A 14870-nucleotide genomic window follows, 5' to 3' on the forward strand; every position below is an offset into this window, starting at 1 on the left:
CAGCACTTGCTAAATAAAAATGGTATCAAGTGCAGCATGACGGAAAGTTACGATCCTTATAGCAATGCAATAGCCGAACGTATAAACGGAATTTTAAAACAAGAATTTATCCCTATTAGAGAAGGAATAACAATTTCAAAAATGAAGAAAATAGTTTCTGAAAGCGTTAATATTTATAACAATTTCAGGCCGCATCACGCATGCTTTATGAATACACCCAAATTTATGCATAGGCAAAGCAAAATTAAAATCAGAACTTATGGACAAAAAAATAGCAGCCAGAATGAACTAGCTGCTACCTAAAATTGTAACTTTATTTATTATTAATCCTGTATCAAAATTTCAGGACTAGTCAATCTGGTTAATAACTAACTGAAATACCAAAATTTACCGAAGTACCTCTCCCTTTTGAATAAAAACCCGGCTGCATAAACCATTGCGCCCTGGCCGGGAAATAATCCTGGTTAAAAATGTTATCAATACCCAGAGTAAGCCTGGTGTTCTTTTTTACCTGATAAATACCCGCAAAACTGAATAAATGATAAGCTTTAACAGCACCTTCATTACCGTTATACACGCCATTGCTGTTTTTTTCAAACCTGTTACGCGAATTGATACCGGTGTAATTTAAGGTCAAGTCCAATACTTTTAACGGACTATAGGTAACTGAAGCCGTAACTTTTGGCGCGGAAATGCGGCGACCATTGAGGTACATGTCAACGGCATCGTTAAACTTTCCATTCTTGTCAATATCGCGCTTACCTTCAGTATAACTGTAACTTGCAGATAGACCTAACTGATCAAAAAGGTGATAATCGGCCGCCAACTCAAAACCATAAATCTTTTCAGGGTTTCTTGCCGTATTGAAAAGCCCGGTAGCAGGATCATAAACCACTTCGATACCCAGTTTGGATGTACTGATATAACCCGACGCAGAAAATGTTAATCCAGCGACTTTACTTTCAAAACCAGCCTCATAATTATTAACCTTCACCGCATCGGTATTGATCTTATCAATGCTGTTTACTTTGGCATCACGTAAAGCCAATCCAATATCCATCACAGAAAAACCCTGAGAGAAACTTACAAAGGGGCTGAATAAATTAAATTGATTATACCTTAAACCTGCATTAAAGAGATAAGTGCTGTATTTTAAATTTCCCCCTGTTACATCAAAAGATGGTGTGATGGTTGAATTGTTTGCACCAGTGGTTCTTAAGGTACGGTAATCATCAACGGCTATATTTACATTTTCGTAACGCAAACCTGTTTTAAAAACCAGTTTACCTAAAATGTTGAAATCTGCCTGTGCGAAGGGTGCGATGTTGGTCATATCCATTGTAGGCACCCATACCCTACCATCAACCAATGGCTGCGCCGTTTTATCTTTCATGAAATCTGCACCATAGGCCAGATTCATTTTCAAAGAGTTGAGGTTAAGTATTGGTGTTTCGAGAAATAAACGCGCGCCTCTTTTATCGTTTTTGGCCAACGATTGACCATCACCCCCATCAAAACGACCTAAAGAGACATAGAACACATCTTTTCGGGTTTCATAATAAACATCTGCATGCAGGCTGGAATGCAGAAAGGTGCTATCAATCTTATATGATAGATTTAGATTATGGTTGTAATCAACCCCGGTCGGAATCCCAAGTGGTTTTCCCAGTACCCCTGTTGCTTTCTGACCGGTTGCCAGGTTACCGTTTACCAAAGTAAAATTGCTGTTTTGCAAACTGCTGTAGGTATTATAAGAAAGCTGAATACGCTGATTTTTTGCTGGCACATAACCGAATTTGGCAAAAGCATTGTAAGTGTCTGTTTCGCCAAGGCTATAGTTTGGTCCTACCACATCACCTTTTGCATCTTTATATTCACCGGTTTGCTCGTACATACCGCTAACCACGTAGTCGAATTTACCTAATTTCCCATAAAACATCTGGCTAATTCTACCTCCTTCTGAGTTTTTGACCTTAACCAACGATCCATTTAAATTAAGCTGGGTTTTACCTGCAAACCTGGCCGCTGTATCCGGAACCATGGTGATGTAATTTACCAGACCTCCTGCAGCACCATTACCATAAATGGCAGTAGCTCCTTTTACCACTTCGATACGTTCAAGCACCGATGGATCTATGGATCTTAAATCCACCTCTGCGTTTCTTAATGGCGATGATTGGGACACACCATCAATCATCACCAGCATGGGGCGGCCCCTTAAGTTTTGCCCTACATTATTTCCGGTTTGCGCCGTAGGCGCAAAACCAGGCACCTGATTAGCCAATATTGTACTTAAATCGGGTACAATAGCCAACTCTTTTTCCAGTTTCTGCTTATTTACAATAGTCACTGAAGCGGTGACATTTTTGACGTTTTCCGGCTTTCTCGAAGTCGAAATCAATACATCATCTAAAGTATTGGGTACTGGTTCCAGTATAAAATTTATAACCGTATCAGCCTGAACTGAAGAAAATTGCTGTACAAATGTTTTATATCCAACCGCAGTCAACTGGACACTGAAGGGCACGCCACTTTTAATATACATTGTATAATAACCTTTGCTATCGGCCTGAGTTTTCTGGCCCGGCAACAAAATGGTTGCGTACGGAATTCCGCTACTTTTATCCTTGATGTATCCTTCAATCTTCACATTTTGGCCATACGCCAAAAGAAGTTGACACATCAGGATGGTCATGATCAGTATAATTTTTTTCATCTATCTTTAGTTTTCGCCAAAGATAGAAAATAGACGCTAATAAGAATAGGTCTAAATAAGAATTAGAATATATTAGTTGTTTTGACTGAAAATAGCACTGAAATCCTTGGTTACATAAACAATAACCAAAAGCGCAGCAATCACCAAGGCACCCAGGATGATTACGCCCCAGCTTCCTTTCAGCTTGTTTTTATCTTTTCTGATTAACCAGTATATCAGGCCGATTAAAGGTGCCGCACAGATAATCCAAAATATTAATGATGCTCCAGTCATATATGTATTTAATTTAATAGTTTTTATTGATTCGAAGTCGGAAGTTAAGGTGTTAATCCATTCAAGGGGCTATAATCCACATCAGTTTTTTGTATGCAATTTTCAGTTCACAGTTGCCGGTCTCCAGTTTTCAATCTATATGCTTTAAGAGCTATAACCCCAAAGCAGGCGTCCTCCTGATCCGATAGCTTCGGATTTATTTCAGGATCTATCCACAGCATTAATCATCATGGCGTCCCCTTACATCAGCCTGCAACCAGCTATCGTTGTAAGATTGATTCCCTGAAAAGAGATAACTAATGAATCAGTCAATATAATATGGAGTTGTTAAACTATTCATTCTAAACCAATGACCAATAAACCAATGACCAATAAACCAATGACTAATGAACCAATGACCAATAAACTAATGGCCAATGAACCAATCCCCAATGAACCAATGACTAATGAACCAATGACCAACAAACCAATGACCAATAAACCAATGACTAATGAACCAATGACCAATAAACCAATGCACCAGCTTTAAAACTCCATCCGTGCCATTGGAGAAACATTCTGCCCTACAAAATCCTGTTTCAGGTATTTGTGGTAACCAGCAATGGCAATCATGCCCGCATTATCCGTACAGTATTGAAAAGCCGGTATGTAAATCTTCCAGCCCAATTCGTCGGCAGTTTGTTGCAAACCGTTCCGTAAACCAGAGTTTGCCGAAACACCTCCTGCAATAGCTATTTCATTTATTCCGTACTGTTTTGCAGCTTTTTTCAATTTGTTTAGCAAAATCTGCACAATACTATGTTGAACCGATGCACAAATATCATCTAAATTTCCGGCAATAAAAGCAGGGTTCTCTTGCTCCTGTTTTCTGATGAAATACAAAATGGAGGTTTTGAAACCACTAAAGCTAAAATTCAGATCAGCTATTTGTGGTTCGGCAAACTTAAACGCCAAAGGATTTCCCTGTTGTGCATGCTTATCAATCAATGGGCCGCCAGGATAAGGCAAAGCCAGTAGTTTTGCGGTTTTATCAAAAGCCTCGCCTGCAGCATCGTCCAGGGTTTCGCCAATAATTTCCATATCAAAATAATCCTTTACCAGCACAATCTGTGTATGTCCGCCAGAAACGGTTAAACAGATAAACGGAAAATTTGGCTTGGGATCATCAATAAAATGCGCCAGAATATGCGCATGCATATGATTAACAGAAATTAAAGGTATATTTAAAGCTAATGCAAAAGATTTTGCAAAAGAAACACCCACTAATAACGATCCCAGGAGTCCGGGGCCACGTGTAAAAGCAACGGCATTAATGTCCTGTTTTGTAACCTGAGCATTAATTAAAGCCTGTTGTACAGCAGGCACAATATTTTGCTGATGTACCCTTGAAGCTAATTCAGGGATAACACCACCATAATTTTGATGAATTGTTTGGTTTGCAATAACATTGGCAGTAATTTTGCCGTTGTTACAAACAGCAACGGATGTATCATCGCAAGAGGATTCGATAGCAAGTATAACAGACAAATTATTTAATATTTAAGCTGCAAAATTATTAAAAAACTATTTAAAATACTCCTTTGGGTAATTGCATCAATAATTTTGCTGCTTGCGCTTCTTATTTTCTCACTCCAATTTAAGCCTGTTCAAACCTATTTTGCACAGCGGGCTGCCGCATACCTGTCTAAAGAGCTTAAAACCACAATATCAATCAAGAGTCTTTACATCAAACCATTTAAATCTATTGTACTTAAGGATTTATTGGTTTTAGATTTACAAAAAGACACTTTATTAAGCACGCCACAATTCATGGTCGATATTAATCAGTTATCCATTGATAAAAAGATTATTGATATCAATACCGTCCAAATTAATAATGGTCAGTTTTTCCTAAAGGATTTCAAAGATAAGTCTTCTAATCTCGATTTCATCATCAACTACTTCGATTCTGGTAAACCCAAGGTAAAGAAAAAGAAAAGCAAGCCTTTTGACGTCAACCTGGGCCGTCTTATTTTAAACAAGTTTGCCTTCAGGTACATCAACTATAATGCAAAAGACACCACTCAGGGTAAAAGTGTAAACTTTGATAATGTAAACGTAAAAGAGTTGAGTGGGATTTTTGAAGGGTTGGACACCAAGAAACACTTGTTGAAAACCAATATCAAAAACCTAACACTTAAAGAGCGTAGCGGGTTTTACCTCAAAAATTTAACGGCACAAACCACGGTAGACAGTAATGCCATCGAACTGAAAAACCTGCTGCTTGAAACCAACCAGAGCCGCTTAACCAACTATTACCAAATGCGGTTTAAAAGCTTTAGAGATTTTAACCATTATATCGATAATGTGCGGATGAAGGCCATCTTCAAAGACAGTCACATTACTTCAAGAGACGTTGCGTTTTTTGCGCCTGAAATGAATACCATGAAACTTGATCTGGATGTTGACGGCCAGATTACGGGCTTAGTAAATAACCTTAAAGCCAAAAAATTATCTTTAAGAACCGGAAAGGCTACCCACATTAAGGGCGATTTTATTTTGAAAGGGCTGCCGAAATGGAAAGAAACTTTTATGGACCTGAACATTGAAATGGCAGGAACAAACAAAACCGATCTTGATGAAGTGCTGGCTGGTATCACCAATAGCAAAAAGAAAATTGTTCCGGTAATTGTCAAGAAATTTGGCAACATCAACTTTAACGGAAGTTTTACTGGTTTTCAGAACGACTTTATTGCCTATGGAGAGTTTAAAACTAAACTGGGCCGTGTTGTCTCGGACGTAAACATGAAAATCGATAAAAATGAAGTTCCATCCTATACCGGAAACATCAAAACATACGATTTTAACATCGGCGACCTGTTAGATGAGAAGAGCCTTGGCCGGATCAGTTCTTCATTATATGTGAAAGGGCGCGGAACGGAACTAAAAGATTTGACTGAAAAAATAAATGGCGATGTAACTTATATCGACTTTAACCGATATCGGTACCGTAATGTAAAGATTGATGGTACCTTCGATAAAAAATATTTTGATGGCAAGCTAAGCATTAACGACCGAAACGTTAAACTGGTATTTGACGGGGGTGTTAACCTTAACCCCAAGCTACCGGTATTTAATTTTAATGCTAGCATTTCCAAAGCACGGTTAAAAGCTTTAAAATTGCTAAAGGATTCTCTGATGGTGGATGCCAAATTTACCACCAATTTTTCAGGTACCAACCTGAACAATATATCAGGCAAATTATTAATCCAGCAGATCAGGCTACAAAACCCTAAAGGCGTTTATAGCATAGATTCTGTGCAGTTAATGGCCAATGGTAACGGCGCTAACCGTGTGCTCGATATCCGTTCGGACATTTTTGATGCCAGTATTAAAGGTGAATATGACTTAAATTCAATCGCTTCCTATTACAAGGCCATCGCCAAAACTTATGTCCCTTCCTTAAAGGCCGACATCATAAAATACAACAAGCAGATTTTTCAGTTTAACCTTCAGGTTAAAAAGTTCGAACCGCTTGCGCAGATCCTGGCGCCGGGCTTAGAATTAGAAGAAGGCGCGACCTTAACGGGGGTTTTCGATTCGCGCAATAATACCGCCACGCTAAACGGTTTCGTAAAGAAACTAAAATACAATGGGATAGTAGTTAACAATATCATCCTCGATGAAAACACCACCACACAACAACTTCAACTGATTGTAACTTCCGATCGCGTACAGCTTAACGACAGCCTGTTTATCAAGGACGTAAACATTTCCAATATCCTGCGGAATGATAGTCTGGCCTTCAACGTCAAAATGTCTAATACCGAAGAAGATAACCAGCTTGATTTAAACGGATTGGTAGAATTTACCAAAAACCAGGATACCACGGCGAGATTGAGCGTACTGCCATCCATCTTAAAAATCAATAATGAAGAATGGCGTATCCAGGAGAAAGTACGCATTGTACTCAACAACGGTAAAACTGAGATCAGCAATTTCGATTTAACCAATGGCGAACAGCAGGTAACCATTGATGGATTGATTTCTGAAGATCCTAAAGATTTGATCAGTGTTGGATTTAAAGATTTTAGCTTAAAAACCCTCAATCCGTTTACTAAAGGCTTTGGTGTAAAATTAGCTGGAAACGTTAATGGTAAAACCGACCTGTATGGCGTATTAAAAACACTTAGGGTAACCGACGATCTAAAAGTTGATTCGTTAAACTTTAATGATATTTATATCGGCACCTTAACAGATACCTCATCTTACAACAACGAAAGCCAAAAACTGAATGTATTTACCCGTATTGTGGCCGACAATTCGGAGAATTTTAAGCTTACCGGAAATCTTGATCTGAAGGAAAAGGAAATAGACCTTGCGGTAAAAATGGACGACAGTAAACTCACCGTACTAGAGCCTTTTGTTAAAAAACTGGTATCGAACCTGAAAGGAAACATCTCAGCTGATTTGACGGTAAAAGGTAAGTTGGAAAAACCGGAGATTAACGGAACTTTATCCCTGGATAAGGGACAACTCATGGTAAATTACCTCAAAACCACTTATGTAATTACAGATAAGGTTGAAGTAAATAACAGCGTAATTAAACTTGAGAATTTTGTACTTAAAGATTTAGAAGACCATGAAGCCACCGCAAGCGGTAGTGTAGATTTAAATGAAATTGACAATCCTACACTGAACGTTAAGATAAATGCAAACAGTTTTATGGCCTTAAATACCACGGCGAAAGACAATTCCATTTACTATGGCCGTGCCTATGGCACAGGTGTATTTACATTTACAGGGCCTACTGATAACATGAAGATTGATATTAAGGCAAAAACGGAAAAAGGAACCGTGTTTAACCTGCCTTTAAACAGTTCTGAAACCGTATCGGATAAAGACTTTATTAATTTTGTGAGTCGCGACTCGGCTGTTGTAGTTAAGAAAAAAACCAATTTTGAAGGATTAACCTTAAGCTTTAAATTAACCATTGATCCCAATACTACAGCAAACATCTATACTACCTTAGGTAATTTAAGTGGCAAGGGTAATGCCGAGCTGAGCTTAAACATTAATAGTGTTGGCGATTTTGAAATGTCTGGCGATTATATCATCGAGACCGGAAGTTTTGACTTTACCGCGCAGGAGATCATCAACAAAAAATTCGAAATCAGACAGGGAGGAACCATCCGCTGGACAGGCAACCCTACTGCAGCGCAAATCAACTTAAAAGCCGTATATGCTTTGAGGGCAAGTTTAAATGATCTTTACAAAGCAGCAAACCGCGATGCCAGCAGCAATGCCAACCAAAGGGTAAATACCGAGGTAGAAATGGGCCTTACCGGTTTATTGTTAAAGCCTGATATTAAACTTGATATCAATTTCCCTTCACAGCCTTCAATTAAAGAAGAACTGCAAACCTATTTCAGCGATCAGAACAACCTGAACCTGCAGGCATTCAGTTTGATTATCAGGAGAAGTTTTGCCCCCGGAAACGGTGGGCAGTCGATTGGAAACCAGTTGAGTTCAACAGCTACGAGTACCGCCACCGAATTGGTATTTAACCAGTTTAACAACGTACTTTCTTCCTTAAACCTAAACTTTGTTGATTTAAATGTACGTTCGTTAAGCGAAGCCAATGCCTCATTCAAGTTCTTTAATGATCGATTAATTATTAATGCCGGTATCGTAGACCGGAACAGCGTGAACGATTTTACCGTTATCGATTTTTCTAAAGATAATGTTGGCCGAGAGGTGGAGGCGCTTTTCCTGATCAAAAAAGATGGAAGTCTGACTGCCAAAGCGGCAAATAAACCACCCACTCAACAGAGTATATTCTTAAACAGTGGAATCAGCCCGACGGCAAACGTAACCTCTTTTGGTTTGGTGTATACCCAGCAATTCGATACGTTTAAGGAATTCATCCAGAAAATTTCTGGTGCTTACCGCCGAAACCTGAAAAGAAAACAAAGCCCGGTTAAAACAAATAAATCGCTTAATAAAGATATTATTATTAATCAAAGTAAGGGAAACCAGCGGAGGTAAGGTGAGTTGCGTTAGTTCATTGGTTTATTTTATCACCTGAGTTCGATTAATAACATAGCTTTAAATTGCCTCATATAAAATATTTTCAGTTCTTAATCGTCACCCTGATCCCATAGCCATCGGATTTATTTCAGGGTCTTTCATGATACAAGATGCTAAATAAATTCAGCCTGAAGAATATCTATAAATCAGGCGCTTTTAAAACACCATTTCAACAAATAACTATTCGTCAACCCGCTACAGGCCTATCGTGTGTACACATCTCTGTTTGCCTTTATTTGTTCTTTAGCACTTAGTTCTAGGGCGATCGTCATGCTGAATTTATTTCAGCATCTTTCGTACTATTAATCCCGTTGATTAAGAAAAATTATTTTTCTACAAAAGTATTTTTTTTCCGCTCTATGCCGCGGGGGCATGGTACTTTGGAGCGCCAAAGTACCCAAAGCGCTTTGTCAATCCAGCTAGGAGCCTTTCACACAACCACACTCACATCAAAAAAACAGCGGCACTTCGTTTTGTGTTCAATTCTCTTTAGCAATTAAATTAGTATTATAAACACAAAACCACTGCGTTTAAGGTTTGGTAATGCTATTTTTTCTTTCCTGCAACTGTTTTTTTGATAGCTCCGGCTCTTGGGATTGACGGCGTTCTTCGGTAAAACCTGTAATCTATTAAAGCAAGCTAACAAAGCGTATAAAAAAGAAACTAAAAGATGTGTCCACACGATAGGCCACAGGCGGGAATCCTGATGCCTGTTGTTTGCTCTCGTTCTTAATTAGACACCAGAACCACGCCAACATAGATCCTGAAACAAGTTCAGAGGACGAATCTTGTGAAAAATAAACCCTAAAACAAAACCGGTTTAGAAAGACTTATTGCAAAGAAAACAAATACGCACAAAAAAACCAACAATCGAAAACTGGTCTTCAATTTTTGGTTTTTAACTATTTTTAATTATCTCGTCAGGCTAAACGCAGGAATCTCCAAACTCAAACACCCAACTCCAAACTTAAGCCTATCCTTTCATAATGGAATGGCCCATTTTATCTCTTTTGGTGGTTAGATAACGTTCGTTGTGTACATTACTTGCAATTTCAATAGGGATATTTTCCACTACTTCTAAACCGTAACCAATTAAACCTGCTCTTTTGGTCGGGTTATTGGTCATTAAACGCATTTTAGTTACCCCTTCTGATCGCAGGATCTGCGCACCTACACCGTAATCACGTTCATCCCCTTTAAAACCCAGTTTAATATTGGCTTCAACAGTATCAAATCCGGCATCCTGTAAGTTATAAGAACGTAACTTATTAATCAGCCCGATACCTCTTCCTTCCTGATTCATATACACTACAATACCTTTACCTTCTTTTTCGATCATTTCTAAAGCTTTATGCAACTGCGGTCCGCAATCGCAACGGCAGGATCCAAAAATATCACCCGTTACACAAGAGCTGTGTACGCGTGCCAAAATAGGTTCGTTTACATCCCATTCGCCTTTAGAAATGGCCAGATGCGTAGCGTTATTGTCCAGCTGGGTATAAGCCGTCATCCTAAAATCGCCCCAGGCGGTAGGCAAATCAATGCTCACCTCCTGTTTAATCAAACTGTCTATCTTTAAACGATAGGCAATTAAATCCTCAATAGATATGATTTTGAGCTGATGCTGCTCGGCAATTTTAAATAAATCAGGAAGTCTGGCCATTTCGCCATCTTCTTTTAAAATTTCTACCAATAAACCTGCAGGTTTCATTCCGGCCAAACGTGCCAGATCTACAGCGGCTTCTGTATGGCCCGCGCGGCGGATTACTCCCCCATCTTTGGCTATTAAAGGAAAGATATGGCCTGGCCTGCCCAATTCTTCAGGATCGGTTTTAGGATTAACCAAAGCCAACATGGTTTTAGAGCGGTCGCTTGCCGAAATCCCTGTAGTACAGCCATGACCAACCAGATCAACCGAAACGGTAAAATTGGTTTCGTAAGCAGCCGTATTCTTACCCACCATCAGGCTAAGGTTTAACTCTTTACAACGCTCTTCTGTCAATGGAGCGCAGATTAAACCACGGCCGTAAGTGGCCATAAAATTAATGATCTCAGGTGTTGCATTTTCAGCTGCCGTTAAAAAATCACCTTCGTTCTCTCTGTTCTCATCATCTACAACAATAATTACTTTACCAGCTTTTATATCTGCGATGGCTTCTTCTATTGTGTTTAATTTTGTTTGCATTTTATAAGCATTATGGGGAAATGGTGTATAAAGCGCATTAAAAACGGTTTTATACTACAAACAATAACCCGTACAAATGTACAACCTTATTGAGCAATATTTTGATTAAAATATCATCTGTAAGTAAAGGAAAAACGGCCTATTTTTCTTTCTTTTTGAAAAACCTAAGAAAGAGCTGTTTGTAATAATCCACATCGAACAAGGCCGAATCTACTGTAGCCTTATAGGTTAGAAAAGCAGCTAGCGGCGACAGCACAATCACGGCAATCCACATCCCGAATATCGGGTTTAAATTGCCCTCCCGAGCTGATTTTTCGGCCACAGTGGTGATAATATGGTAGACCAGGAAGAAACAGATCGCCACCACCACCGGCAAACCCATACCGCCTTTTCTGATGATGGCCCCCAATGGTGCACCAATAAAAAACAGCAGGATGCAGGATGCTGCCAACGTAAATTTACGCTGGTATTCTACTGTGGTAAAAATGATCTCGCCGGTTAAATCTGTTTGGCGCGGTCCCCAGTTGGGTACACGCTGCATAATATTGGCAACTGTATTGTTTGCATTTTCAAGGGCCATTTTCCGCGATCCGTTCGGAATACTCTTTAGTATGACGTCATCAATCACTTTAGGAACGGCTTTAACCCTGGTATAACCCTTAGTTACGTTAAACTGCTTAAAATTACTGGTAAGGTCAGCCACGGTACGCATTTTCATTGTATCCAATTGTTTGGTCAGCGAATCGCGCTTTTTCACAATCCCTTTCAGGTTTAACATGGGTGTACTGTTTCCGAAAGCGTTGGGATCGGTGGTACTGCCGTCAAAAGACGACATATCAAAACGGGGCGAAGTTTCTTTAAAACGGTTTCGGGTAAAAATCTGCCTTGGGTTGTACATGCCGTTTTTCGCAGCCTGCTCTTCGTATTGTACACCGTTTTTGAGGTTAAGCACCAAAAACTTACCATCGGCAGTTTTATTCATTTTGCCCTCTCTGGCCAGAATTACTTTCGGAATACCATTATTTTCGCGGTGGTCGTAAATCATGATATTGTGCAGCGTACCGTCTTCCTCTTTAGAGTCCACGCGGATGGCATACCCTGGAATTTCATTATTGAAAACGCCTGGTTTAATTAAAAAAGAAAGCTTTTTGTTTCTGATATCATACAAAAGCGAACCAAATTTAAGATTGGCTTTGGGCAGCATATAGTTGGCAAAAAAGAAAGAGGCTACGGTAAGCATCAAAATAACCACCAACAGGGGGCGCATGGCTTTTTGCAGAGAAATACCTGCAGATTTGATGGCCACCAGCTCATAATTTTCGCCCAATGTGCCAAAAGTCATGATGGAAGAAAGCAACACGGAAAGTGGAAGGGCCATGGATACGTTGGCGGCTGAGGCATAATACATCAACTCCAGAATGGTGTACCATTCGAAACCTTTTCCAATTAAATCATCAATCCATTTAAACAGAAAAAACATTAACAGAATAAACATCATAACAAAAAATGTTGCTATGAATGGCTTCACAAATGCTTTTATTAACAGAAGATGTATTTTTTTCACCTTACAAAGGTAAACAATACGAAGATAATATTAAGCACCCAAAACGCTAATCAAATAATCGATCTGGTTATCCCAGATTAATTTTTTCTCTGCTAAAAGCTCATCGGTGGTAAAATCGGTAATCGAGAGGGCAACATCGTTGGTTAATTCGTCCTGCACAATTTCCATCTCAAAATAACATTGAGGTTCATCGTCCAGCCACTTAAATTTAACCAGTTTATTTTCCTTCACGGCAACCAGCTTTGCTTTTTGCTGTTCATCATCCCAGGTGAAAGTATATACCTGATCGCGAAAATTCACATCATCCGCAAACCATTGCGACAAGCCGTTCGGCTCACTTATAAAACTATACAATATTCTTGGTGACGATCTAACTTCGTACTCTAGTGTAAATTTTTTCTTTTCTGCCATTTTAGTACACTACCAGGATAATTTCCGGACAATTTTTTAATATTCTTTTGCTAAAGAAAGGTAATTTATTCTATATCTGCAACAATATAATTTTTATTGGTTTCAGGTGGTGCATTGGCTCATTTGCCATTGGTTTAATGGTTATCAGTTCATTGGTTTATTGGGGATTGGTCATTAGTTGATTGGTCATTGGTTCATTGGTTCATTGATCATTAGTTTATTGGTCATTGGTTGATTGGTTATTGAAATTCATTGGTGTGTGACCAATTGCAATTCAAAAAGAACATCAATAGCCCACATTATACGCTGGTACATAAAACTTTTGCCATATCAAAGATGTATTTTTCGATTGAACTTGTATGTGCCTTGTATTGCTTACATGGTTAAGAAATGCGGGGATTGCCGTAAGCTGTTCAGGAATCGAATAAAAGTTATGAGACGGGTTAATTGTTTAAACGGGTTATTTGGCTTTAGGAAAAGAGCCAAATTCCTTTACCTATTCTTTACCATTTGTTTACCTGTTCTGTACACCAAGTTAACCCCATGTTTACCCTTTCGTTACCTATTGGTTACCCTTTGCTTACCTATTGGTTACCTATTCTTTACCTATCGTTTACCTCTTGCTTACCTAAAAGGTAAACAAGAGGTCAATAACTGGCACAGGCTGGGTTAAGCAGAAGTTGGCTTGGTCATTTCAAAGACTCACAATCACTGAAACCATTTATAACATTTAGATACACTATTCTTAAGCACGAGAAATTTTTAAGCTGACAGCTATAAACATATACGCAACACAGTATTGTATTGTAAAAACTAGCTTCCTATCAGCGCCAAAGTGAACATTAAAATACTCAAAAAGCAATCAATTTTATTGACTACCAATATCTTAAAGTATTTTTTACATTTATTTTTAATTGAATGTATATTTATCCTATATTTGCAACTCTTAAAAATAACCACATCAATATTTACATTTATCGGTAAATATGAAGCCCGGCGGGGTAGCTCAGATGGTTAGAGCGCAGGATTCATAACCCTGAGGTCACGAGTTCAACTCTCGTTCCCGCTACTTGATTATCAAGCCTTTAGCTTTAAAAAGCTAGAGGCTTTTTTCTTTGTTATCGTATTGTTAACGCCATTGTCATAGCCAGCATCCGCATTTAAAAATAAATATTTTGGTACTCAGAAGCAAACGATTGAATATTATTTTCACTCAATCCTTCTTTTAGAATATATTGTTCCTAATTACTTTTTATTATAATTGAAATGAAGCCTCAAAATCTTTTGCCCCTGCTTCGACCCCTGACAATACCGCAGATAATAATGAACTTAGAATTAAAATATAACTACTTTTTTGTTTTAGTTCGATATAGGTATGAAAAATCTATTCGTTTACTTATCTAAGCCTAGGGTCATTTAAATTATTTTTTCGGACTTGTCTTCTGTTTTCTAAAATTAGAGCCCTAATCCAAACCACAAAGAAAAGAAATAAAAAACCTATGCCATTAAACTCTTTGTGCCAAGATCAGCTCTTCGTCATAAAGGCGCTAAAAAGCAAGCATGAGCCAAAATTGCAAGAAAGCATATTTGAAAATCTATCTGACCATCTGTACGATGAAATTTCTTGAAAAGCAATTTTCTGCTTTATAGCG

Annotated in this window: 9 protein-coding genes and 1 tRNA gene; 4 read left to right on the top strand and 6 right to left on the bottom strand. The window is 38.6% G+C overall.

Going from position 1 to position 14870, the window contains the following annotated elements; all coding sequences use genetic code 11:
• Positions 1-303, top strand: a 303-nt coding sequence (locus tag BM107_RS17355; RefSeq protein ID WP_139222299.1) for an integrase core domain-containing protein, incomplete at its 5' end; no start/stop codon positions are given.
• 58 nt (positions 304-361) lie between these two features.
• Here BM107_RS17355 and BM107_RS17360 read toward each other — a convergent pair.
• Together BM107_RS17360 and BM107_RS17365 are read right to left on the bottom strand one after the other, a co-directional pair.
• A complete protein-coding gene (locus BM107_RS17360; protein WP_090985675.1) occupies positions 362-2716 on the bottom strand; it encodes a TonB-dependent receptor in 2355 nt (784 codons plus the stop codon).
• A gap of 72 nt (positions 2717-2788) precedes the next feature.
• Positions 2789-2989, bottom strand: coding sequence for a hypothetical protein (locus tag BM107_RS17365; protein ID WP_090985677.1), 201 nt, complete (start codon positions 2987-2989; stop codon positions 2789-2791).
• A 349-nt stretch (positions 2990-3338) separates the two neighbouring features.
• Between BM107_RS17365 and BM107_RS24740 the strand changes: the two genes are divergently transcribed.
• The gene (locus tag BM107_RS24740) at positions 3339-3518 is read left to right on the top strand and encodes a hypothetical protein (RefSeq protein ID WP_159435266.1); all 180 of its coding nucleotides are present in this window, start codon (positions 3339-3341) and stop codon (positions 3516-3518) included.
• On the opposite strand, the gene tsaD is transcribed toward BM107_RS24740, so the two are convergent.
• Positions 3515-4516 carry a tRNA (adenosine(37)-N6)-threonylcarbamoyltransferase complex transferase subunit TsaD gene (gene tsaD, locus BM107_RS17370; protein WP_090985679.1) on the bottom strand — a complete coding sequence of 334 codons (1002 nt, stop codon included), beginning with the start codon at positions 4514-4516 and terminating at the stop codon, positions 3515-3517. The genes BM107_RS24740 and tsaD overlap by 4 nt on opposite strands.
• Positions 4517-4591: 75 nt before the next feature.
• On the opposite strand from tsaD, the gene BM107_RS17375 reads away from it, so the two are divergent.
• Positions 4592-9016 carry a translocation/assembly module TamB domain-containing protein gene (locus tag BM107_RS17375; RefSeq protein ID WP_090985681.1) on the top strand — a complete coding sequence of 1475 codons (4425 nt, stop codon included), beginning with the start codon at positions 4592-4594 and terminating at the stop codon, positions 9014-9016.
• 1015 nt (positions 9017-10031) lie between these two features.
• On the opposite strand, the gene BM107_RS17380 is transcribed toward BM107_RS17375, so the two are convergent.
• The 3 genes from BM107_RS17380 to BM107_RS17390 form a co-directional block, all read right to left on the bottom strand.
• Complete coding sequence (locus BM107_RS17380) at positions 10032-11243, bottom strand: bifunctional 3,4-dihydroxy-2-butanone-4-phosphate synthase/GTP cyclohydrolase II (protein ID WP_090985683.1); 1212 nt, start codon at positions 11241-11243, stop codon at positions 10032-10034.
• Positions 11244-11382: 139 nt separating this feature from the next.
• A complete protein-coding gene (locus BM107_RS17385; protein ID WP_090985685.1) occupies positions 11383-12807 on the bottom strand; it encodes an LptF/LptG family permease in 1425 nt (474 codons plus the stop codon).
• Between the two features lie 30 nt (positions 12808-12837).
• Positions 12838-13218: an START-like domain-containing protein gene (locus BM107_RS17390; RefSeq protein WP_090985687.1), complete on the bottom strand. Its 381-nt coding sequence runs from the start codon at positions 13216-13218 to the stop codon at positions 12838-12840.
• 995 nt (positions 13219-14213) lie between these two features.
• On the opposite strand from BM107_RS17390, the gene BM107_RS17395 reads away from it, so the two are divergent.
• Positions 14214-14287 (top strand) — tRNA-Met (locus BM107_RS17395).
• The last annotated feature ends 583 nt before the right edge of the window (positions 14288-14870 follow it).

The organism is Pedobacter suwonensis (assembly GCF_900111825.1).
GTDB lineage: Bacteria > Bacteroidota > Bacteroidia > Sphingobacteriales > Sphingobacteriaceae > Pedobacter > Pedobacter suwonensis.

Bases quoted from the DNA above. Each gene is read 5' to 3' on its own strand.
- BM107_RS17360 (WP_090985675.1), bottom strand. From the start codon at position 2,716: ATGAAAAAAATTATACTGATCATGACCATCCTGATGTGTCAACTTCTT.
- BM107_RS17365 (WP_090985677.1), bottom strand. From the start codon at position 2,989: ATGACTGGAGCATCATTAATATTTTGGATTATCTGTGCGGCACCTTTA.
- BM107_RS24740 (WP_159435266.1), top strand. From the start codon at position 3,339: ATGACCAATAAACCAATGACCAATAAACCAATGACTAATGAACCAATG.
- BM107_RS17380 (WP_090985683.1), bottom strand. From the start codon at position 11,243: ATGCAAACAAAATTAAACACAATAGAAGAAGCCATCGCAGATATAAAA.
- BM107_RS17390 (WP_090985687.1), bottom strand. From the start codon at position 13,218: ATGGCAGAAAAGAAAAAATTTACACTAGAGTACGAAGTTAGATCGTCA.